Source organism: Fodinicola acaciae (genome assembly GCF_010993745.1).
GTDB lineage: Bacteria > Actinomycetota > Actinomycetes > Mycobacteriales > HKI-0501 > Fodinicola > Fodinicola acaciae.
On record NZ_WOTN01000001.1, the window covers coordinates 1,420,830 to 1,441,063 of the forward strand.

The 20,234-nt window shown below is 67.4% G+C and carries 17 protein-coding genes; 8 read left to right on the plus strand and 9 right to left on the minus strand.

Translation table 11 applies throughout. The annotated features are described in order from the left end of the window. Nucleotides 1-27: 27 nt before the first annotated feature. On the plus strand, nt 28-1,065 hold the full coding sequence (locus GNX95_RS06720) for an aminotransferase class V-fold PLP-dependent enzyme (protein ID WP_163506254.1): 1,038 nt from the start codon (nt 28-30) through the stop codon (nt 1,063-1,065). 59 nt (nt 1,066-1,124) lie between these two features. Next, complete coding sequence (locus GNX95_RS06725; protein WP_163506255.1) at nt 1,125-1,511, plus strand: carboxymuconolactone decarboxylase family protein; 387 nt, start codon at nt 1,125-1,127, stop codon at nt 1,509-1,511. Here the strand turns inward: GNX95_RS06725 and GNX95_RS06730 are convergent. Beyond that, nucleotides 1,494-1,919: an HIT family protein gene (locus GNX95_RS06730; protein ID WP_222853431.1), complete on the minus strand. Its 426-nt coding sequence runs from the start codon at nt 1,917-1,919 to the stop codon at nt 1,494-1,496. The two genes, GNX95_RS06725 and GNX95_RS06730, sit on opposite strands and share 18 nt — an antisense overlap. Nucleotides 1,920-1,929: 10 nt before the next feature. Then, nucleotides 1,930-2,829, minus strand: a complete 900-nt coding sequence (locus GNX95_RS06735) for an SMP-30/gluconolactonase/LRE family protein (RefSeq protein WP_163506256.1) — start codon at nt 2,827-2,829, stop codon at nt 1,930-1,932. An 822-nt stretch (nt 2,830-3,651) separates the two neighbouring features. Here GNX95_RS06735 and GNX95_RS06740 point away from each other — a divergent pair. Continuing rightward, nucleotides 3,652-4,377: a SecDF P1 head subdomain-containing protein gene (locus tag GNX95_RS06740; protein ID WP_163506257.1), complete on the plus strand. Its 726-nt coding sequence runs from the start codon at nt 3,652-3,654 to the stop codon at nt 4,375-4,377. On the opposite strand, the gene GNX95_RS06745 is transcribed toward GNX95_RS06740, so the two are convergent. Continuing rightward, nucleotides 4,378-5,037 (minus strand): HAD family hydrolase, encoded by a 660-nt coding sequence (locus GNX95_RS06745; RefSeq protein WP_163506258.1) that lies wholly within the window; start codon nt 5,035-5,037, stop codon nt 4,378-4,380. A gap of 85 nt (nt 5,038-5,122) precedes the next feature. Beyond that, a complete protein-coding gene (metH, locus tag GNX95_RS06750; RefSeq protein ID WP_163506259.1) occupies nt 5,123-8,677 on the minus strand; it encodes a methionine synthase in 3,555 nt (1,184 codons plus the stop codon). A gap of 81 nt (nt 8,678-8,758) precedes the next feature. On the opposite strand from metH, the gene GNX95_RS06755 reads away from it, so the two are divergent. After that, the gene (locus GNX95_RS06755; protein ID WP_163506260.1) at nt 8,759-9,622 is read left to right on the plus strand and encodes a PAC2 family protein; all 864 of its coding nucleotides are present in this window, start codon (nt 8,759-8,761) and stop codon (nt 9,620-9,622) included. A 64-nt stretch (nt 9,623-9,686) separates the two neighbouring features. Here the strand turns inward: GNX95_RS06755 and GNX95_RS06760 are convergent, their stop codons facing one another. Then, nucleotides 9,687-10,352: a response regulator gene (locus GNX95_RS06760; RefSeq protein ID WP_163506261.1), complete on the minus strand. Its 666-nt coding sequence runs from the start codon at nt 10,350-10,352 to the stop codon at nt 9,687-9,689. A 233-nt stretch (nt 10,353-10,585) separates the two neighbouring features. On the opposite strand from GNX95_RS06760, the gene GNX95_RS06765 reads away from it, so the two are divergent. Beyond that, complete coding sequence (locus GNX95_RS06765; protein ID WP_163506262.1) at nt 10,586-11,548, plus strand: helix-turn-helix transcriptional regulator; 963 nt, start codon at nt 10,586-10,588, stop codon at nt 11,546-11,548. Here the strand turns inward: GNX95_RS06765 and GNX95_RS06770 are convergent. After that, nucleotides 11,535-13,220 carry an ABC transporter family substrate-binding protein gene (locus GNX95_RS06770; protein WP_163506263.1) on the minus strand — a complete coding sequence of 562 codons (1,686 nt, stop codon included), beginning with the start codon at nt 13,218-13,220 and terminating at the stop codon, nt 11,535-11,537. The two genes, GNX95_RS06765 and GNX95_RS06770, sit on opposite strands and share 14 nt — an antisense overlap. Nucleotides 13,221-13,388: 168 nt before the next feature. Here GNX95_RS06770 and GNX95_RS06775 point away from each other — a divergent pair, with 168 nt between their 5' ends. Genes GNX95_RS06775 through GNX95_RS06785 form a run of 3 tightly spaced genes read left to right on the plus strand, consistent with a single transcriptional unit; the run spans nt 13,389 to nt 17,373 of the window. Next, nucleotides 13,389-14,372 carry an ABC transporter permease gene (locus GNX95_RS06775; RefSeq protein WP_163506264.1) on the plus strand — a complete coding sequence of 328 codons (984 nt, stop codon included), beginning with the start codon at nt 13,389-13,391 and terminating at the stop codon, nt 14,370-14,372. Continuing rightward, complete coding sequence (locus GNX95_RS06780; protein ID WP_163506265.1) at nt 14,372-15,343, plus strand: ABC transporter permease; 972 nt, start codon at nt 14,372-14,374, stop codon at nt 15,341-15,343. The genes GNX95_RS06775 and GNX95_RS06780 overlap by 1 nt, the downstream gene beginning before the upstream one ends. Beyond that, nucleotides 15,340-17,373, plus strand: a complete 2,034-nt coding sequence (locus tag GNX95_RS06785; RefSeq protein WP_163506266.1) for a dipeptide ABC transporter ATP-binding protein — start codon at nt 15,340-15,342, stop codon at nt 17,371-17,373. Before GNX95_RS06780 ends, GNX95_RS06785 begins: the two co-directional genes overlap by 4 nt. On the opposite strand, the gene GNX95_RS06790 is transcribed toward GNX95_RS06785, so the two are convergent. The 3 genes from GNX95_RS06790 to GNX95_RS06800 all read right to left on the minus strand — a co-directional run bounded on the left by GNX95_RS06790 (nt 17,357) and on the right by GNX95_RS06800 (nt 20,231). Beyond that, complete coding sequence (locus tag GNX95_RS06790) at nt 17,357-17,815, minus strand: SRPBCC family protein (protein ID WP_163506267.1); 459 nt, start codon at nt 17,813-17,815, stop codon at nt 17,357-17,359. The two genes, GNX95_RS06785 and GNX95_RS06790, sit on opposite strands and share 17 nt — an antisense overlap. Then, the gene (locus tag GNX95_RS06795; RefSeq protein ID WP_246281525.1) at nt 17,812-18,690 is read right to left on the minus strand and encodes an ArsR/SmtB family transcription factor; all 879 of its coding nucleotides are present in this window, start codon (nt 18,688-18,690) and stop codon (nt 17,812-17,814) included. The genes GNX95_RS06790 and GNX95_RS06795 overlap by 4 nt, the downstream gene beginning before the upstream one ends. A gap of 710 nt (nt 18,691-19,400) precedes the next feature. Then, nucleotides 19,401-20,231 (minus strand): SDR family NAD(P)-dependent oxidoreductase, encoded by an 831-nt coding sequence (locus GNX95_RS06800; RefSeq protein WP_163506268.1) that lies wholly within the window; start codon nt 20,229-20,231, stop codon nt 19,401-19,403. Nucleotides 20,232-20,234 lie beyond the last annotated feature (3 nt).

Genomic DNA, 20,234 nt, shown 5'->3' on the forward strand with positions numbered 1-20,234 from the left:
CTGGCGGACTCGCCTATTTTTGAGGTCATGATCGACGCCGCTTTTCAGAGCCAGTGGACCTCGCGCCGCGGATATCTCAACACGACGTCCTACGGATTGCCGCCGCGATCGACGGTGGCCGCACTGCGCAAGGTGCTGGGCGAGTGGCAGGACGGTGCTTGTCCCTGGGAAGACTGGGAAGTCTGCGTCGGCCAGGCCCGGGACCTGTTCGCGCTGCTGGTCAATGTGACGCCGGACACGGTCGCGACCGGTGCCGCCGTCTCGCAGTTGCTGGCGCCGATCGCCGCGGCCATTCCGGCCGGCTCCCGCGTCGTCGTGCCGGTGGAGGAATTCACCTCCAACCTGTTTCCGTATCTCGTCCAGGCCCATCGTGGCGTCGAGGTCGTCACCGTGCCGGCGGCTGAGTTGTTGTCCGCGATCGACGAGCGTGCCGACGTGGTCGCGTTCAGCCTCGTACAGTCGGCCTCCGGAACCATTGCACGTCTGGACAAGCTTCTGGCCGCCTGCCGCGCCAACGGCGCACTGTCCATTGTGGACGCAACGCAGGCGGTCGGCTGGCAGCCGGTGGACGCCAGCGGTGTCGACGTGTTGCTGTGCGCCGCGTACAAATGGCTGATGGCGCCGCGCGGCGTCGCTTTCGCCGTCGTACGGCCGGAAATCGCCGACCGCATTCCGCCGCTGGCGGCCGGTTGGTATGCCGGTGAGGACTTTCACCAGTCCTATTACGGACCGCCGCTGCGACTGGCCAGCGACGCGCGGAGGTTTGACATCTCCCCCGCCTGGTTCTGCTGGGTCGGCGCGGTGCCGTCGATGCGTACGCTCCTGGACGCCGGCATCGATGCGGTCCACGAACACAATGTGGGCCTGGCCAACGCATTCCGCACCGCACTTGACCTTCCGGTCTCCGACAGCGCGATCGTCAGCTGTGACATCGACGCGGCCGCATCCGAGCGGCTGGCCGCGGCGAACGTGTCGAGCGCCGTACGCGCCGGCCGTGTGCGGCTCGCTTTCCACCTCTATAACACAATGGCCGACGTCGAGCTGGCCGCCGACGCGATCCGTTGACGTCGAGCACGCTCAAAGGTTTACCGTTTCGACCCGGACCACTCACCAGGAGGCAACCAATGAGCGACGAACGTTTCGAGCGCGGCAAGAAAATGATGCAGGAGGTCACCGGCGGCAGCGCCGACGCGGTGATGGAGTCGCTGGCCGACATCTCACCGGAGCTGGCCAGGCAGACCGTCTCCTGGGGTTTCGGCGAGATCTACAGCCGGCCGGAGCTGGCGCCGCGCGACCGGCAGCTGGTGACGCTCGGCATGCTGACCGCGCTCGGCGCCGAACCGCAGCTGGAGGTGCACGTCAACGCGGCGCTGAACGTCGGCCTGACGCCGAAACAGATCGTCGAGGTGTTCCTGCATTCGGCCGGATACTGCGGATTTCCGCGCGCCCTCAACGCGACCTTCGTGGCGAAGAAGGTGTTCGCCGAGCGCGGCCTACTGCCGGTCGAGTAGCTCCTTGATCCGGTCCGCGGTGTCCTTCGCCTGCGCGTCCGAGGCATACGGATGCCGCGGACCGAGCCAGAACCGCAGGCCGTCCTTGCGAACCCGTGGGATCACGTGCAGGTGCAGGTGCGGCACGCTCTGGCTGACCACGTTGTTCATCAGGATGAGCGAGCCGTCGGCCCGCCGCGCGTCCTGCACAGCCAGCTGCAGCCGCTGCGAGGTGGTCAGCCAGTGCTCGGCCAGCCGGACGGGCAGCTGATCGTACGTGCGGATGTGCACGGTCGGCACCATCAGCACGTGGCCGTGGAACACCGGTTTGGTGTCCAGGAACGCGACGAGGTCGTCGTCGCGCCACACCTCGTACGCGACGGCCTCGCCGCTGACGATCTGGCAGAACACACACGGTTTTTCGGCCACGAGCGTGAACTTATCCCAGCCGGACGCGCAGGATCGAGCCGGAGCCTTCGGTCACGAACAGGTCGCGCCACGGGACGTACGGACCGAAACGGTCGGCGAACCGCATGCTGGTCGGATTTGCCAGCCCGGACACCAGAAGACAGGCCCGGCCCGTCCACGGACTGATCCGGAAGATCTCACCGCTGCCGTAGGCCGCCACGTAGAGCTGGCCGTCCGGTCCGATCGTGCCGTCGTCCGGCGCTTTCGTCGCGCCACTGGAAAGTTTGACGACGACCTGATGCGCGGCCGGATCGGCAAGCGGCACGCGCGTCACCGCCGAGTCGGGATCGAGCACCGAGGTGGTGAAAAGCTGGCCGCCTTTGATGATCACCGCGTCGGCGCTGGGGATCTCGGTGGTCCAGCCGGCGTCGACCCTGCCGCCAGGCAACACCTTGAAAATCCGGCCGTTACTGTCGGCCACGTAGTAGTTGCCGGCGCTGTCGAACCCGCCGCCGTTGGCGTTGGCGAAGCCGGACGCGTACGGCATCACCGGCCGGTCGAGATGCTGCGGGTCGAAGCGTACGACCTCGCCGGGACCTTCCACCGTGTCGCCGGCGTTGACGTAGAACAGGCCGTCGGGCCCAGCGCGGACGGCGCCAGGTGCTCGTACGTCCACAGTGGACGACACGGCACCGGACGGCAGATAGCGCTCGACCCTGTTGCCGCTGAGTACGCTGACCCACACGCCACCGCGGCCGTCGAACTCCAGGTTTTCGTACCAGGTGCCGGCATCCTGGTGGAACGTGCTGACGGTCGTCGGGGTGCCGCACGAGCCGATCGCGGCCGCGGCCGGCTCGGCCACGCCTGCCATCGCACCGAAGGTCATCGCCACCGCCGCGACAGCCATCCAGCGGCGCAGTCGAGGTCGCAAGGTTTGGTCCTTTCTCCGATCAGAAACACTAGATGATCTATGCCAAGGTGACCGTGAGGTTTTCGCGCACGTCACGATCAGAAAGTGCGTGACATTCCCATGATCAACGACTCGGACGCCGTGGTGTCCCGGTAGGTGGCGAGAGGGTCCACTCAATGGGACTCGCAAGCGCGTGTAACGCTAAATGTCTGTCTTGCGAGGTTTATCGGTGGTGTGAATGTCGAGTTACTGGCGCTAGATACAAGAAAGACGGCTTTCACGCCTGCGTGACCGCCAGCACCTGTGGTGAGTGTGACTGCTGAGGCGAGTAATGCTGTTGTGGCTGCTCGCCGGGCCAATTGCCCGGTTTGATATCCTGTTAACCAGGTATTACCCGGTCGGGCCGTCTCACCCGCACGGTTGGCCACAGCAGTCACACCAGCAAGGCCCTAGGGCATGTCGCTGGACGTACACAGAGGCTCCTGACGCGCGCCTGGATCGCGGCGGTGTGGAAGTCGTTGCGTCCCATGCCGGTCCGCCGCGACAGCTCACGCGATCACAGCCCAGGACCTGCCATGCGGCTGTGGTACTCCGGCACCGCCCCAACAACGCCGCGCTCCGGCCGAAAATCACTCTCCCAGCCAGCGCAGCAAAAACACCCGATCCCGACCAGGCCGCCCACCAGGATCACCCAACACCCGACGCGCCCCACGACACACCCCACTCAACAACCGCAAGACAGACACAGCCCCAAGACCGCGACGCGCGTCCAACTATCGGGCAGCAGGTGAAGAATTCAAGCTTCCCCCAGTCCCTTGGAACAGACCATCTAGGCTACGCAAGGTGCAGACCGATCCTCCTCGACGCCGCACCGGCCTGATCGTCACCGTCATCGTCGTACCCGTCGTGCTGGTCCTCGCCATCGCCGGCGTCGGCACGTTTCTGGTCGTACGCGCGATCAGCGGAGCCTTGCCGGCCGGTTGGCGCTCGGCCGGTTTCGTCGTGGAGACGAGCGACGACGCCGTCCGCGACGAGGTCGGCCAGCTGCTCGTCGCGTGCGTCGGCGGCGAGGCCCGCTATGTCGTACGGTCGCGCGGCGTCCAGGTCGGCGTGCCGCCGGCGCAGCAGCCTCGGCTCGGTCAGCTGGTCTCGCGGCTGCCCATCGACACGAGCGTGTCGCTGCGGCCCGTGCTCGACGGCACCACCGGCGACCAGCTGCGATCGCTGGACGGCAAGACGAACTACACGCTCGGACCGGCCGGGCTGACCGGCGAGCGGGTCACCCAGGCCAGCCTGGCGAGCGGCCCCAGCGGCGGGTGGCTGGTCAACGTCACGTTCGACTCCGCCGGGTCCAAACAGCTGGCCAGCCTGACCGGCCAGCTGCGGGGCAAGCAGCTCGCCATCGTGGCGGCCGGCGCGGTCATCTCCGCGCCGCTGGTGCAGGACGCGATCACCGGCGGCCAGCTGCAGGTCACCGGCCAGTTCACCCAGACCGAGGCGCGGGGCATCGCGGCGGCCTTCCAGCTCGGTCGCCATCCGGTGGCCATCAAGGCCGGCGACCCGGGCTGATCAGGCGGCGATGGAGCGCAGGTATGGCACGTCGACGCCGACCAGGCTGTCGCGGATGATCCGCCGCGGCCCGGCCTCCACCGGCACCTCGGCCGGCACGATCAGCACCGTACAACCGGCCGCCTGAGCCGACGCCGAACCGGTCGGCGAGTCCTCGATCGCCACGCATCGGGCCGGGTCGACACCGAGCAGCGCGGCGGCGCGTTGGTAGGGATCGGGATGGGGCTTGTTGTGCGCCACCTCGTCGCCGCACACGCTCACGTCGAAATATTCGGCGCCGATCCATTTGAGCGCGACGTCGGTCAGGTCGCGCAACGTGGAGGTCACCAACGCGGTCGGCAGGCCGGCGTCGCGTACCGCGTCCAGCAGCTCAGGCGCGCCCGGCCGCCAGGTCAGGCCCTCGGTGAACAGCTCCTTCGTACGCGCCATCAGCCACGCGCCGTCCGCGGCCTGGTCGCCGCCGACCAGGCCGATGTCGGCGTGCACGATGCCGATCGACCGCGCCAGATTGGCACCGACCATGCTCGCCCGGGCCGGCGCAGACAGCTCGCCACCGAGCTTGCGCGCGAGTTCCTTCAGCGAGATGTCCCAGATCTTTTCGGAGTCGACAAGGGTGCCGTCCATGTCGAACAGCACGGCAGCCACGCGGTCGTCATCCATCGCGTACGAGCGTATTTCCTCCCGCCCTCCGGGGACAGAGGCGCGGCTCACATGAGGGGGCCCACGACTTCGACGTCAAGGCGGATCAGGTGGCGTTGAAGTACTTGGCCTCCGGGTGGTGGACGATCAGCGCCGACGTGGACTGTTCCGGATGCAGCTGGAACTCCTCGGACAGCGACACCCCGACGCGCGAGGGATCGAGCAGGTCGACCAGGTATTTCTGCTGCTCGATGTCCGGGCAGGCCGGATAGCCGAACGAGTAACGCGAGCCGCGATAGCCCTGCCGGAACACGTCGTCGAGGTTGGCGCTGTCCTCGAAGTCGGCCGCCTGACCGTCCGGCAACGTCAGCTCGGCCCGTACGCGCGAGTGCCAGTATTCGGCCAGTGCTTCGGTGAGCTGTACGGACAGGCCGTGCACCTCGAGATAGTCGCGATAGGCGTTCTCGGCGAACAACTTGTTCGCGTAGTCGGCGATCGCCTGTCCCATCGTGACCACGTGGAAAGCGACCACGTCGGTCTCACCGGACGACTTCTCGCGAAAGAAGTCGGCAAGGCAGAGCCGGCGATCGCGGCGCTGGCGCGGAAAACTGAACCGAGCGCGCTCGGCCGAGCTGTCCTCCGACAGGACGATCAGGTCGTTTCCCTCGGAGTAGCAACGGAAATAGCCATAGACGACGGCGGCTTCCAGCACGCCGTCGGCCTTCAACCGGTCGAGCCAGTAGCGCAGCCGCGGCCGGCCCTCGGTCTCCACCAGTTCCTCGTACGACGGCCCCTTTCCGCCGCGCGCGCCGCGCAATCCCCACTGACCCATGAACGTCGCGCGCTCGTCCAGCCAGCTCGCGTAGTCGGCGGTCGCGATGCCTTTGACGACCCGGGAACCCCAGAACGGCGGCGCCGGCACCGGATTGTCGGTCGCGACATCCGACCGGACGCTGTCGTCGTGGATGGAGATCTGCGGCTCGGCGGCTTTCCGCTTCTCGGCGATCCGCACCGACCGCTCGTGCCGCGCCTTGCGCTCGGCGGCTTTTTTCTCCTCGTCGGCGGAAAGCGCCACCGCGGTGCCGGACCGCTTGGCCAGCATCAGCGCGTCCATCAGCCGCAGGCCCTCGAAAGCGTCGCGCGCGTAACGTACGTCGCCGGCGTACATGTCGGCGAGGTCGCTTTCCACGTATGTCCGGGTCAGCGCGGCGCCACCGAGGATGACCGGATATTTCGCCGACATCCCCCGGTCGTTGAGCTCGGCGAGGTTTTCCTTCATCACCACGGTCGACTTGACCAGCAGGCCGGACATGCCGATCACGTCGGCGCGGTTTTCCTCGGCGGCGTCCAGAATCGCGTTCACCGGCTGCTTGATGCCGATGTTGACGACGTTGTATCCGTTGTTGGACAGGATGATGTCGACCAGGTTCTTGCCGATGTCGTGGACATCGCCCTTCACCGTGGCCAGCACGATCGTGCCTTTTCCTTCGTCGTCCTCGTTTTTCTCCATGTGCGGTTCGAGGTAGGCGACGGCGGTCTTCATGGTTTCGGCCGACTGCAACACAAAAGGCAGCTGCATCTGGCCGGAACCGAACAGCTCGCCGACCGTCTTCATGCCGGCCAGCAGCGTCGTGTTGATGATGTCGAGCGGACCGCGGTCCTTCATCGCCTCGTCGAGGTCGGCCTCCAGGCCGTTGCGCTCGCCGTCGACAATCCGCCGCTCCAGCCGCTCGTCCAGCGGCAGCGCGGCCAGCTCCTCGGCGCGCGACGCGGAGCTGGATTTCGCGTCCACGCCTTCGAAAAGCTCCAGCAGCCGCTGCAGCGGATCGTATCCCTCCGCGCGCCGGTCGTAGATCAGGTCGAGCGCGACCTGCTTGTGCTCGTCGTCGATCCGCGAGATCGGCAGGATCTTGCTGGCGTGCACGATCGCGGAGGTGAGCCCGGCCTGCTGGCACTCGTGCAGGAACACCGAGTTGAGCACCTGCCGCGCCGCCGGGTTGAGACCGAACGAGACATTGGACAGACCAAGGGTCGTCTGTACGTCCGGATGCCGCTGCGACAGCAGCCGGATCGCCTCGATCGTCTCCAGCGCGTCCTTGCGGCTCTCTTCCTGACCGGTGGCGATCGTGAAGGTCAGCGTGTCGACGATGATGTCGGACTCGGTCAGGCCCCAGTTGCCGGTGATGTCGTCGATCAGCCGCTCGGCGATCTCGACCTTCTTCTCGGCCGTACGCGCCTGGCCCTCCTCGTCGATGGTCAGCGCGATGACCGCGGCGCCGTGTTCGGCGACCAGCTCCATGATCCGGTGATAGCGCGAGGTCGGCCCATCGCCGTCCTCGAAGTTGACCGAGTTGATCGCGCACCGGCCGCCGAGGTGCTCCAGACCGGTACGCAGCACGTCCGGCTCGGTCGAGTCCAACACGATCGGCAGCGTCGAGGCGGTGGCGAACCGGCCGGCGAGCTCGGCCATGTCGGCCGTGCCGTCGCGGCCGACGTAGTCCACGCACAGGTCCAGCAGGTGTGCGCCGTCGCGGGTCTGTCCGCGTGCGATCTCCACGCAGTCGTCCCAGTTGCCGGCGAGCATGGCCTCGCGGAAGGCCTTGGAACCGTTGGCGTTCGTACGCTCACCGATCATCAGCACCGACGCGTCCTGCTCGAACGGCACGGCGGTGTAGAGCGACGCGACGGACGGCTCGGTGTCGCGCGGCCGCTCACCTGGTGTGAGGCCGTCGACGGCGGCGCGTACGGTCCGGATGTGGTCCGGTGTGGTGCCGCAGCAGCCGCCGACCAGCGACGCGCCGTACTCGGTGACGAAGCGGCTCAGCGCCTCGGCCAGTTCGTCCGGGGTGAGCGGATAGACCGCGCCGTTGGCACCGAGCTGCGGCAGGCCGGCGTTTGGCATGACCGACAGGCCCACCTTGGAGTGCTGCGACAGGAACCGCAGGTGCTCGCTCATCTCGGCCGGCCCGGTGGCGCAGTTGAGGCCGAGGTAGTCGATGCCGAGCGGCTCCAGCGCGGTCATCGCCGCGCCGATCTCCGAGCCGAGCAGCATGGTGCCGGTGGTCTCGACGGTGACGTGACAGATCAGCGGGACCGTACGACCAACTTCGGCCATGGCCCGCTTGGCGCCCAGCAGCGCCGACTTGCACTGCAGCAGGTCCTGGCAGGTCTCGACCAACACGGCGTCGACGCCGCCGTCGAGCATGCCGGCGACCTGCTCCTGGTACGCGTCGCGGAGCGCGGTGAACGGCGCGTGGCCGAGCGTCGGCAGCTTGGTGCCGGGGCCGACCGAGCCGAGCACCCAGCGGCGCCAGCTCGGCGTACTCGCCGCGTCCGCCGCCTCCCTTGCCAAACGTGCGCCAGACTCGGCCAGCTCGCGGATGCGTTCCGGAATGCCGTATTCGCCGAGGTTGGCGAGGTTTGCTCCGAAGGTGTTGGTTTCGACCAGGTCGGCGCCGGCGTCGAAGTATGCCGCGTGAATGTGCCGGACGACATCCGGCCTGGTCAGGTTGAGGATCTCGTTACAGCCCTCCAGTCCCTGGAAGTCGTCCAGAGTGAGATCGGCGGCCTGGAGCATGGTCCCCATGGCTCCGTCGGCGATCAACACTCGTTCGGACAGGGCTTCGAGAAGCGGGTGTCGCTCTCCGAGGTTGCCAGACATGTGTCAAGGTTACCCTCCTCGGCGCGCCGGTCCACACCGGTTTGGCAGTGGCCCACTCCGCGCGAGACGTAGGGTGGACGGGTGAGTGAGTTCGACGGACTGCCGACCCTACGTTCGCCCATCGCGATCGCCGCCTTCGAAGGCTGGAACGACGCGGGCGATGCCGCCACCGCCGTGGTCGAACACCTGGAGGCGGTGTGGGAGGCGGAGCCACTGGCCGCGATAGACCCCGACGACTACTACGACTTCCAGGTCAACCGGCCGACGGTCTCGATGACCGAAGGAGACGGCCGCCGCATCGAGTGGCCGACGACCCGCCTGTCCGTGTGCACACCACCCGGCTCCGAGCGCGACGTCGTGCTCGTACGCGGCTTGGAGCCGAACATGCGCTGGCGCGGCTTCTGCGAGGAGCTGCTGGAGATCCTGCACGCCCTGGAGGTCGACTCGGTCATCCTCCTCGGCGCGCTGCTGGCCGACGTGCCGCACACTCGGCCGCTTCCGGTCAGCGGCAGCGCGACCGACCCGGGACTGATCGACCGGCACGGTCTGTCGCCGTCCCGGTACGAGGGGCCGACCGGCATCACCGGTGTCATGCACGAGGCCTGCGCACGCGCCGAGCTGGAGACGATGTCCTTCTGGGTCCAGGTGCCGCACTACGTCGCCCAGCCGCCGTGCCCGAAGGCCACGCTCGCACTGCTCGGCCGGCTCGAGGACGTGCTGGACATCCCGGTGCCGACCGAGGACCTGCCGGACGCGGCCGCCGCCTGGGTCTCGACCGTCGACGAGCTGGCCACCCAGGACTCCGAGATGGCCGACTACGTACGCGCGCTGGAGGAACGCGACGGCGAGGCGATGGCGCAGACCAGCGGCGAGGAGCTGGCCGCCGAGTTCGAGAACTACCTGCGCCGCCGTCGCCAGGGCCCTCCCGGCGCCACCGGGGCCTGACATTGCCGCAACGCCTCGTTACGGGCGCCTGGTGCCAGCAACAGGGCGTTGCGGCAGATTCGGCCTACCAGCGGCGGACGTGGCCGGCTTCCCAGGCCCACAGCGCGATCGCGATCCGGCTGCGTACGCCCAGCTTGTGCGCGATCTCGACGATCCGGCGCTGCACCGAGATCGGTGAGATGTAGAGCTCGTCGCCGATCTCCGCGTCCGTACGCCCCTGCGCGACCAGCTGCGCGATGTCGATCTCCCACTCGTTGAGCAGTTCGCCGTCGACGCGCTCGTCGCCGCGGGCGATCGCGGCGCGGGTCGACATCTGGCGGAGCAGTCGTACGGCCAGCTTCGGGCTGACCAGCGTCGCGCCAGCGGCGGCGACCCGTACGCCTTCGACCGCGGGCTTCGGCCGGGTCGGCTTGAGCAGGAATCCGCAGGCGCCTTCGCGGAGCGCGTTGTAGACATACCAGTCGAGCGCGAAGGTCGTCAGCATCACGACCCGCACCGGCTTGCGCACTCGCGGCCCGGCCAGCTGCCGGGTGAACTCCAGCGCGTCCATGCCGCGCATCCGGATGTCGGCCAGCGCCACGTCCGGCCACTTGTCCCGCGCCACCCGGAGGGCGGCTTCGCCGTCCCGTACGTCGTCGATCACCTCGATGTCCGGCTGCGACTCCAGGGTCGCGCGCAGCTTCCGGCGGTGCGCCTCTTCGTCGTCGGCGATCAGTACGCGGATGGCCATACCCGTCTCTCCCCGGTCGACGTACGGCCGGCTTGCTGGAGGTTCAGCGAATCGCGGTGAGAATATCGGGTCGGCGCACGCCTTTGGAGTCCGAATGGCAAAACGCCGCGTATCGTACTGGTCTCGCTACCAGGGGTAGCGCGGTTACGTACCGCTCACGTCGCCGGCCGATTCCTGCTACTCGCTGTCATTTAGGAACCCAATCTGCCTATACCACTGGCAAACTTCAGGACGTGTTGGAGACCTCGGCAAGACTGCTCCAGCTGCTGTCGCTGTTGCAGAGCCCGCGTGACTGGACCGGCTCGGAGTTGGCGGAGCGGCTTGAGGTGAGCACGCGGACCGTACGCAACGACGTCGAGCGGCTGCGCGCACTCGGCTATCCGGTGCACGCGACGCGCGGCGCGGTCGGCGGCTATCGGCTCGGCTCCGGTGCCAACCTGCCGCCGCTGTTGTTGGACGACGACGAGGCGGTGGCCGTCACGGTCGGCCTGCGAACGGCGGCCGCCGGCACGGTCTCCGGGGTCGAGGACATTTCGCTGCGGGCGCTGGCCAAGCTCGAACGCGTGTTGCCGACCCGCCTGCGTCGCCGGGTCAACGCCCTGCAGACGTACGCGGTGCCGGTGCGGCCCGACCAGCCGGCGCCGGCCGTCGACCCCAACACGCTCATCCTGCTCGCGCAGGCCTGCCGCGATCACGACCGCGTCCGATGCGACTACCGCAGCCACGGCGGCACGGTCACAGCTCGTACGGTCGAGCCACACCGGCTGGTGAACTGGGGCCGGCGCTGGTATCTGGTCGCATACGACACCGAGCGGCACGACTGGCGGACCTTCCGCGTCGACCGGCTCGATCCGCACCCGCCGGTCGGACCGCGGTTCGCGCCGCGCCAACCGCCGGCCGACGACATCGCCGCGTACGTGTCGCAGCGCGTCTCGGCGGCCGCGTGGCGCTATCGAGCGCGCGTCACCGTGCACGCGCCGGCCGAGCAGGTCCTCGACCGGATCAACCCGGCGGTCGGCGTCGTCGAAACGGTCGACGAGCGTACGTGCGTGCTGGACACCGGCGCGGACAGCATCGAGACGCTGGCCGTCCACCTGAGCCTGCTCGGCGTCGACTTCACCGTGACCGAGCCGCCGGAGCTGGTGGCCCACCTCCGGCTGCTCGCGACCCGCTACGCCGGCGCTACGACTTCGTGAAGCCGGTGGTCACGTAGTTCTGCGTGCCCAGACCGGTGGCACCTTCGTTGGCGATGGTGTGCCGGAAGGCCAGGATCTGCGGCGTCTGGTAGAGCTCCAGCGAGTGGCCGGCCTGCCAGATCAGCTTGTCGACCTGGTTGTAGAGCGCGATCGCGGCCTGCCGGTCGGTGCTCTGCTGCGCCTGCAGCAGCAGTTGATCGATCTGCGCCGAGCCGATCCGGCCGTAGTTCTGGTAGACGTTGTTGCCGCTCGGCTGCCGGAAGATGTCGTAGAGCATCGACGGAAAGACCTCGTCGACCTGCCGGAACACCGCCAGGTCGAAGTCGCCGACGTTGATGTACTTCTCGAAGTAGTCGTTGCCGGGCACCTGCTTGATCTGCACGTCGACGCCGACCTGGCCGAGCATGCTCTGGATCAGCTGGGCGGTGTCCTTGCTGCTCTGGTTGCCGCTGCCGTTCAGCACGTACGTGAGCGACAACGGCTTGCCGCCCTTGGTCCGCGGCTTGCCCTGCGCGCCGGCGGTCCAGCCGGCCGCGTCCAGCAGCTTCCTGGCCGCCGCCTGGTCGAACGTGCCGTAGATCCCGGAGTTGTCCTGGTAGCCGGCCTGGTTGGGCATGAAGAAGTGGTTGCCCAGCGGCGCCAGCGCGAACGGCAGGTCCTTGGAGATCGCGCGTACGAGCGCGTTGCGGTCGACGGCCATGCCGAGCGCCTGCCGCACGCGGACATCGGTGAGCGCACCGCGCGCACTGAAGGCCAGGTGCGTCTCGTCCCAGCGCGCACCGACCCGGATGTCGGTGTTTTTCGCCGGTTTCAGCCGCTTGTACGTCTCCGGCGTACGCGCCGGCGCCTCGTCGACCTCGTTGTTCAGGTAGGCGTCGGTGATGGCCGAGGAGTCCAGCGCGCGGAAGCTGATCGCCGCGAGCTTCGGCTTGGTCCCCCAGTACGCCGGATCCGGCACGACCGTGATCGTCTGCGTCGTCTTGTTGAGCGAGCCGATCTTCCACGGTCCCGCGGTCACCGGCACCTTCTCGATCCAGCCGGCGTTGAACGCGGCCGGTGTGTCCATCGCGACCGCCGGAAACAGCGGGTCGAACAGCAGCTGCCAGTCGCCGAAGCCCTGTTTGAAGGTCACGACCACGGCGTTTGGCGACGCCCCCTGCGCGATGCTTTCGATCTTCTCGTAACCGGCCGACGAGGAGATCTGGTAGGCCGGATTGGTGCCGTTGAGCGCCTTCCACTGCGCCTCGAAGTCGCGCCAGGTGATCGGCTTGCCGTCGGACCATTTCGCCTTCGGGTTGATGACGTAGGTGACGACCTGTTTCGGGCTGGTCGCGGTCACCGCCGCCGAGACGAGCGTGTCGGTGTGCACTTTCGGAACGCCGTCCGCGCCGCGGTCGAAGAGCTGCGGCTCGACCAGCGCGACGATCGCCTCCGCGTCGCCCTGCGCTCCGTCGGTTTGGTATTTGTTGTACTGCGTGATCCACTGCTGGATGGCCCACCGGTAGGTGCCGCCGTCGCGCAGCTCACTGACCGGCTTGGGGTTGATGTCCTGACTGTGCACGGCCGGAGCGTTGCCCTGTGGCGTTTTCGGCGCCGCCGAACAGGCACCGAGCGCGGTGACCACCGCGGTGCCGATCGCCGCCATCACCAGAAACCGCCGCGCAACCGTCATTGGCTCGCTCCTTCGCATATGGACCGCGGATCAGATTAGCCGCGATCTCACCCGTTGGCCGTGCATTCTGCATTGATCGTGATATGAACTCCAAGGACACCTGTTGGACACGAGATTCCGGATAGTGGTGTCCGATGTCGGCAGTTTGTCAGGTGCGGCGGAGGTTCGGTGGCGGGATATCTGCTGCGACGGCTCGGTTACTACGTCGTCCTGCTGGTGATGGCGACCTTTTTGTCATATTTGCTGGCATCCGCGGCGCTGTCGCCGCGCGCGTACTTCGAGGGCAAGATCCCGCCACCGCAGCCGGCGTCGGTCGACCGCCAGCTGACCGCTTTGGGCATCAACGACCACACACCGGTGATCGTCCGGTTCGGCAGCTGGGCCGGCGGCGTGTTGCACGGCGACTTCGGCCGTACGATCGACAACACCTCGGTCAACGAGGAGTTCGGCCGGCGGCTCGGCGTCAGCCTGCGGTTGTTGCTGCTCGGCACCATCGTCGGCACGATCGCCGGCATCGCCGCCGGCGCGTACAGCGCGCTGCGACAATATCGGTTTTCCGACCGGGCGATCACCATCATTTCCTTCGTATTGCTGTCCACTCCGGTGTTCCTGCTCGCCGTGCTGCTCAAAATCGGCGCCATCGCGTTCAACCAGGCGGTCGGCGCCGACGTCATCCTGTTCACCGGCGAGAGCTCGGCCGGCCTCACCGGCGGTTTCTGGACGCATGTCTGGGACGCGGCGATCCACCTGCTGCTGCCGACCATGTCGATCGGCCTGATGACGATCGCACTTTACAGCCGATATCAACGAAGTACGATGCTCGACGTGCTCGGCGCCGACTATCTTCGCACGGCACGCGCCAAGGGGCTGACGCAGCGGCGCGCGGTTTTCAAGCACGGCCTGCGGATCGCGCTCATTCCGATGTCGACGTTCTTCGCGTACGGTTTCCTGGGGATCGTCACCGGCGCCATCTTCACCGAGAAGATCTTCGGCTGGAACGGCATGGGGGCCTGGTTCATCGACGCGATCAACAAAAGTGACGTCAACTCGGTGGTCACCGTCAGCATGTTCACCGCGGTTTCGGTGCTGCTGGCCGGATTAGTCGCGGACGTGCTGCACGCGGCGCTCGATCCGCGGGTCCGGGTCGGCTGATGTCGACCCAACCGGAAGCACCGCCGCAGACCGTACAGGCGGAAAGTGCCGGCACCGCGGCGGTCGTCGCCGAGCATCTGGCGACCGCGCCACCGAGCCGGTTTTCGGTGGTGTTCAAGCGGTTTCGCCGTAACACCTCGGCACTGGCCGGGCTGATCGCCATCGTGCTGCTGTTCGTGCTGGCCTTCGCCGGACCCTTCATGACGCACTGGTCGTATGCGGACATCGACTATTCGGCGCTGCGCGATCCGCCGTCGGTCGAGCATTGGCTCGGCACCAATCCGATCGGCCAGGACGTTTTCGCCCAGACCGTACGCGGCCTGCAGAAGTCGTTGCTGATCGGCCTGTTGGTAGCGGTCTTCTCCACCGGGGTGGCCGCCGCCGTCGGCACCGCGGCCGGCTATTTCGGCGGCTGGACCGACCGGATCGCGATGTTCTTCGTCGACCTGCTGCTGGTTTTCCCGCCGCTGCTGATCATCGCGGTCGTCTCGCCCGGCATGCGCACCTACGGCTGGCTGGCGTTCGTGGGCATCCTGGCCGTCCTGGTGTGGATGATCACCGCGCGAGTGATCCGGTCGATGACGCTTTCGCTGAAACAGCAGGAGTTCGTCAGAGTCGCGCGGTTCGCCGGCGTGCGTCCGGTGCGGATCATCCTGCGCCACATCCTGCCGAACGTGGCCTCCTTCCTCATCATCGACGCGACCATCACGGTCGGTTCCGCGGTGATGTTCGAGACCGCCTTGTCCTACTTCGGATTCGGCGTGCAGCCGCCGGACGTGTCGCTCGGAACGCTGATCGCTGCCGGCACCGGATCCGCATTGACGTATCCGTGGATGTTTTTCTTCTCGGCCGGGCTGCTGGTGGTTTTCGTGCTGGCGATCAACCTCGTCGGCGACGGCCTGCGGGACGCGCTCGACCCGACCTCCGACCGTACGCGGCGACGCTTCTTCTCGCGGAAGGGGCGGCGGTGACCGAGCCAGTGGTGCGAGTCGATGACCTGTCGGTCACCTTCGACGCGGCGACGCCGGTGCCGGCCGTGCGCGGCGTCAGTTTCCAGGTCGCACCTGGCGAAGTGCTCGGCATCGTCGGCGAGTCCGGCTCCGGCAAGTCGGTCACCGCGCTGGCCCTGATGGGACTTCTGCCAGCCTCGGCAACGGTTTCCGGGTCCGTGACGATCGCCGGCGCGCAGGTCGTCGGCGCCTCCGACCGTGCGTTGTCGCAGCTGCGCGGCCGTAAGGTGGCGATGGTCTTCCAGGATCCGTTGTCGGCCTTCACCCCGGTCTACCGGATCGGTGAGCAGCTCGCCGAAGCCGTTATGGCGCACCAAAAGGTCAGCGGCCAGGCGGCGCGGTCGCGAGCCGTGGAGCTGCTCGACCTGGTCGGCATCCCGGACGCGCGCGTACGTGCCGACGCGTTTCCGCACGAGTTTTCCGGCGGCATGCGGCAACGCGCGATGATCGCGATGGCGATCGCCAACGACCCGGACGTGTTGGTCGCCGACGAGCCGACGACCGCTCTCGACGTGACCATCCAGGCGCAGATCCTCGACGTGCTGCGGCAAGCACAGCAACAGACCGGCGCGGCGCTGGTGCTGATCAGCCACGATCTCGGCGTCATCGCCGGCTCCGCCGACCGAGTGGCCGTGATGTATGCCGGCAAAGTGGTGGAGTCGGCGCCGGTCGGCGAGTTTTTCCGGCGACCGGTGATGCCGTACAGCCTCGGCCTGATCGGCGCCGTCCCGCGCATCGACCGTGCCGAATCGCGACCGCTCGTACCGATCCCCGGCTCGCCGCCGTCGCCGACGCGGCTGCCGTCCGGCTGCCCGTTCAGCGACCGCTGTCCGCTGGTCGAGCCACGCTGCCGCGAAGCCGCGCCGGATTTGCGTGCCATCGCTGGCGATCACACGGTCGCCTGCCATCGCGCCGAGCACGTCATCGAGCACTCGCTGACCCCGGACACCGTCTATCACGTGCCGGCCGCACCACCGGCCAGGCCGGCGACCGGCGTCGAGGTGCTGCGCGTCGACCGGCTGACCAAGACTTTCCCGCTGTTGAAGGGATCGGTGTTCAAGCGGCGGGTCGGCACGGTCTATCCGGTCGACGGCGTCGACCTGACCATCCGCACCGGTGAGACGCTCGGTCTGGTCGGTGAGTCAGGAGCCGGCAAGAGCACGACCCTGTTCGAGATCCTGGCGATGACCAGGGTCGAGTCGGGGACGGTCACGATCCTCGGCCAGCGTACCGACCAGCTCTCCGCCTCGGCCGAGCACGCGTTGCGCGCCGACGTGCAGATCGTTTTCCAGGATCCGATGGGAAGTCTCGACCCGCGGATGCCGGTCGGCGACATCATCGCCGAGCCGTTGCGGGCACAGCGCGCCGACCGTGCCGACATCGGCCGGCGCGTACCGGAGCTGCTGAAGCTGGTCGGCCTCTCCCCCGCCGACGCGACCCGGTTTCCGCACGAGTTTTCCGGCGGGCAAAGGCAACGGATCTCCATCGCGCGAGCGCTGTCGGTGCGGCCGCGGCTGCTCGTGCTCGACGAGCCGGTGTCGGCACTGGACGTGTCGATCCAGGCCGGCATCCTGAACCTGTTGCAGCGCTTGAAAACCGAGCTTGGTCTGTCGTATCTGTTCGTTTCCCACGATCTTTCGGTGATCCGGCACCTCGCCGACCGGGTCGCGGTGATGTATCTCGGTCGTACGATCGAAAGCGGCGAGGTCGACCGGGTTTTCGACCGGCCGGCGCATCCGTACACGCGCGCGCTCCTGTCCGCCGTGCCGGTGCCGGATCCGGAGATCGAGCGCGCTCGCGAACGGGTGCTGTTGCCAGGCGATCCGCCGAGCCCGACCCGCCGGCACACCGGCTGCCGGTTTCGCGACCGCTGTCCGCTGCACCTCACGCTCGACGAGGACGACGCGAAGCGTTGCCGGACAACCGATCCGGACATGATCCCGGTCGCCGGCCAGCACGCGGCGGCCTGCCATTTCACCAGCCGGGTTTGAGCAGCTCCGGATGCGCGTCGCGGACGGTGTTGAGCTGGACGTCCTGCTCCAGCAACGCTTTCGCGGCGCTCAGCATCCAGGTGAAGCCGCCGGTGGAGTCCGCGGCGTAGGCGACCATCTCCTCCAGCGTGCCGGTCATGCCGGTCTCCTTGACGGTCATGTGGGTCATCCCGTCGCCCCACGGCCGGAAGTCGAACTCGACCGTCGTCCTGCCTTCGTTCCAGTCGAAGACGATGCGGCTGTCCGGCACGACCTCCTTGACGCGCACGTCACCGGAGACGCCGTACATCTCCCATGACCAGGTCAGCTGCGCGCCAGCGACCATCTTGCCGGTGCTCTTGGTGAACCAGAACCGGCTGGTCACGTCCGGGTCGGCGAATGCGTTGAAGACCTCCGCGCACGGCCGGCGGATCAGGATTTCGGTGTTGACAACGGGAATCATCGGGCCTCCTGTTTGATCGCGTCCTGCCAACGCTTGTCGTCGGCGCTGTCCGGCAGCGGCTCACCGGTCTCGATGAGCGACTTGAGGCCGGCGAGCACCTCCGGCCAGCCACCGCTCTCCAGCTGACCGCTGATGCCCTGGTACATCTTGCTGTCCGGTTCGAAATCGTCGTGAGTAACGGTGAGCTTCACCGATCCGGCCGTCACCGGCTCGATGTCGAAGGTCACCTTGGACTGCTTTTCGTTCGCAGCCGCGGCGAACTCCTCGTCGCTCCAGCCGAAGTACTCCTGGTGTTCCGGCTGGTATTGGTGCCAGCGATAGGAAAGCCGCCGGTAGGGATCGGCGACCAGCACGACCTGCCCCTGGTCTTTTGGTTGCTGGTCACCGTATTGCAGCAACACCGGCGACCCGACCCGCCAGTCGGAGACCAGTCCCAGGCCGCCCCAGTAACGCCTGGTGAAGGCCGGCTCGGTCAGCGCCTGCCAGAGTTTCTCCGGTGTGGTCTTGATGTAGGTCGTGTAGACGAACTCCGTGTTCATTTGCGGTGCCACTGGCTCCTTCTCCAATGCGGCTTTCAGGTCGGCGAGCGCGCCGGCCCGTGTGCGGTCGTACTGATTCATCCACCGGTCGGCGATCGCGTTGATCGGCACGGCGTTGAGAAAATGCAACTTCTCCCGGCCACGCCACGAGATCGTCACCAGGTTGGCCACTTCCAGCACGGCCAGGTGTTTGCTGACCGACTGCCGCGCCATCTCCAGCCCCGCGCACAGCTCGCGCAGGCTCTGTCCGTTACGCGCGTTGAGGCTGTCGAGCAGGCGGCGGCGACTCGGGTCCGCCAGGGCTCGGAAGACCTCGTCCACGCCCACCTCCAACATGCAGCCACCCGGCTGCATGTGACTATAGGCAGCCATCCGGCTGCATGTCAATCCGACCCGGACGCTCGCATGGCCACCATGCGTGCGTTGAGCTTGGGTTTTAACTTCTGGGTTGTTCCGCGCCACTGGACGCCCGACGGTTGGCAACGTGAGGGTCCCCGGCTCGCCTACCCTGCTCCCAGAGCTGCCCATCCGGGTCATCGTCGGGTGGCGCAGCGACCGGGTGACGTACGTCCAGTCATCGGCTGCGCGGGCCGGCACGGAAGGTGTCATGGCAGGTGGCGACAAGGTCCACTACATGAGATCCACCGGGGCGTGTAACGCTAAATGACTGTCTTGTGAGGTATACCGGTGGCGTGAATGCCGAGTTACTGGCGCTAGATGCAAGGAACACGGCTTTCACGTCCGCGTGACTGCCAGCACCTGTGGTGGGTGTGACTACTGAGGCCAGTAATGCTGTTGTGGCTGCTCGCCTGGCCGGGCTCGATGTCCGGGGTGCCAATTGCCCGGGTTTGATGTCTTGTTAACCAAGTATTACCCGGTCAGGCCGTCTCACTCGCATGGTTGGCCACGGCAGCCATACCAGCGGCCGCCCTAGCCGCCGCTGGATGTTCACAGGGACTCCCTTACGCGCGCCTGGATCGCGGCGGCGTGGGAGTCGTTGCATGCCATGCGAGCGCACGCATGGTGGCCATGCGACCAAAGGCTGGTCAGCTGTCGAAGGCGGTGTCCCGCGAAACGGATTCCCATTCGTCCAGGTCGGCGGCCAGCAGGGCATGCTGCTGGCGCAGGCTGTCGACGGCGTCGCCGCCGAGCGCCAGCCGCAACGGCGTCTTCGGCGCGTCGAGGGCCTGGATGATCGCGCGTACGGCCTTCGCCGGGTCGCCAGCCTGCGAGCCGTCGCCACCGGTGACATAGTCGCGCGTCGGGCCGACGGTCGCCGCGTACTCGGGCATCGGCGCGGACAGGTACGCGGCCGACGGGTCGAAAAGGCTCGTGCGGAAGGCTCCCGGCTCGACGATCAGAAACCGTACGCCGAAGTCGACCTCCTGGCTGAGCGTCTGCGTCAGCGCCTCCAGCGCGAACTTCGTGGCACAGTACGCGCCGAAACCGGGACCGGTGATCTGACCGCCGACGCTGGACATCTGCACGACCGCACCACCACCCTGCCGGCGCATGTGCGGCAGCGCGGCACGCGTGAGCGCGGCAGGACCGAAGAAATGCAGGTCGAAAAGCGCACGCAGCTCCTGGTCGGTCGTCTCCTCCAGCGCACCGACCTGCGTACGGCCGGCGTTGTTGACAAGTACGTCGATGCGGCCGTGCCGCGCCACCACCTCGTCGACCAGCGCGCGACCGGCGTCGGCGTCGGTCACGTCCAGGCGCACCGGGAACACCTGTCGCGGATGCGCGCTCGCGAACTCCTCCAGTCGCTCAGGCTTCCGCGCGGCTCCGACGACGATGTCACCGGCCGCCACCGCCGCCTCGGCGAGCGAGCGTCCAAAACCCGAGGTGGCGCCGGTTATCAACCAAATCCGTGTCATGTG

Excerpts from the sequence above, each read along its gene's own strand:
- GNX95_RS06720 (WP_163506254.1), top strand. The coding sequence starts at position 28 with ATGATCGACGCCGCTTTTCAGAGCCAGTGGACCTCGCGCCGCGGATAT.
- GNX95_RS06770 (WP_163506263.1), bottom strand. The coding sequence starts at position 13,220 with ATGACGGTTGCGCGGCGGTTTCTGGTGATGGCGGCGATCGGCACCGCG.
- metH (WP_163506259.1), bottom strand. The coding sequence starts at position 8,677 with ATGTCTGGCAACCTCGGAGAGCGACACCCGCTTCTCGAAGCCCTGTCC.
- GNX95_RS06795 (WP_246281525.1), bottom strand. The coding sequence starts at position 18,690 with ATGTTGGAGGTGGGCGTGGACGAGGTCTTCCGAGCCCTGGCGGACCCG.
- GNX95_RS06790 (WP_163506267.1), bottom strand. The coding sequence starts at position 17,815 with ATGATTCCCGTTGTCAACACCGAAATCCTGATCCGCCGGCCGTGCGCG.
- GNX95_RS06725 (WP_163506255.1), top strand. The coding sequence starts at position 1,125 with ATGAGCGACGAACGTTTCGAGCGCGGCAAGAAAATGATGCAGGAGGTC.
- GNX95_RS06780 (WP_163506265.1), top strand. The coding sequence starts at position 14,372 with ATGTCGACCCAACCGGAAGCACCGCCGCAGACCGTACAGGCGGAAAGT.
- GNX95_RS06745 (WP_163506258.1), bottom strand. The coding sequence starts at position 5,037 with ATGGATGACGACCGCGTGGCTGCCGTGCTGTTCGACATGGACGGCACC.
- GNX95_RS06800 (WP_163506268.1), bottom strand. The coding sequence starts at position 20,231 with ATGACACGGATTTGGTTGATAACCGGCGCCACCTCGGGTTTTGGACGC.
- GNX95_RS06760 (WP_163506261.1), bottom strand. The coding sequence starts at position 10,352 with ATGGCCATCCGCGTACTGATCGCCGACGACGAAGAGGCGCACCGCCGG.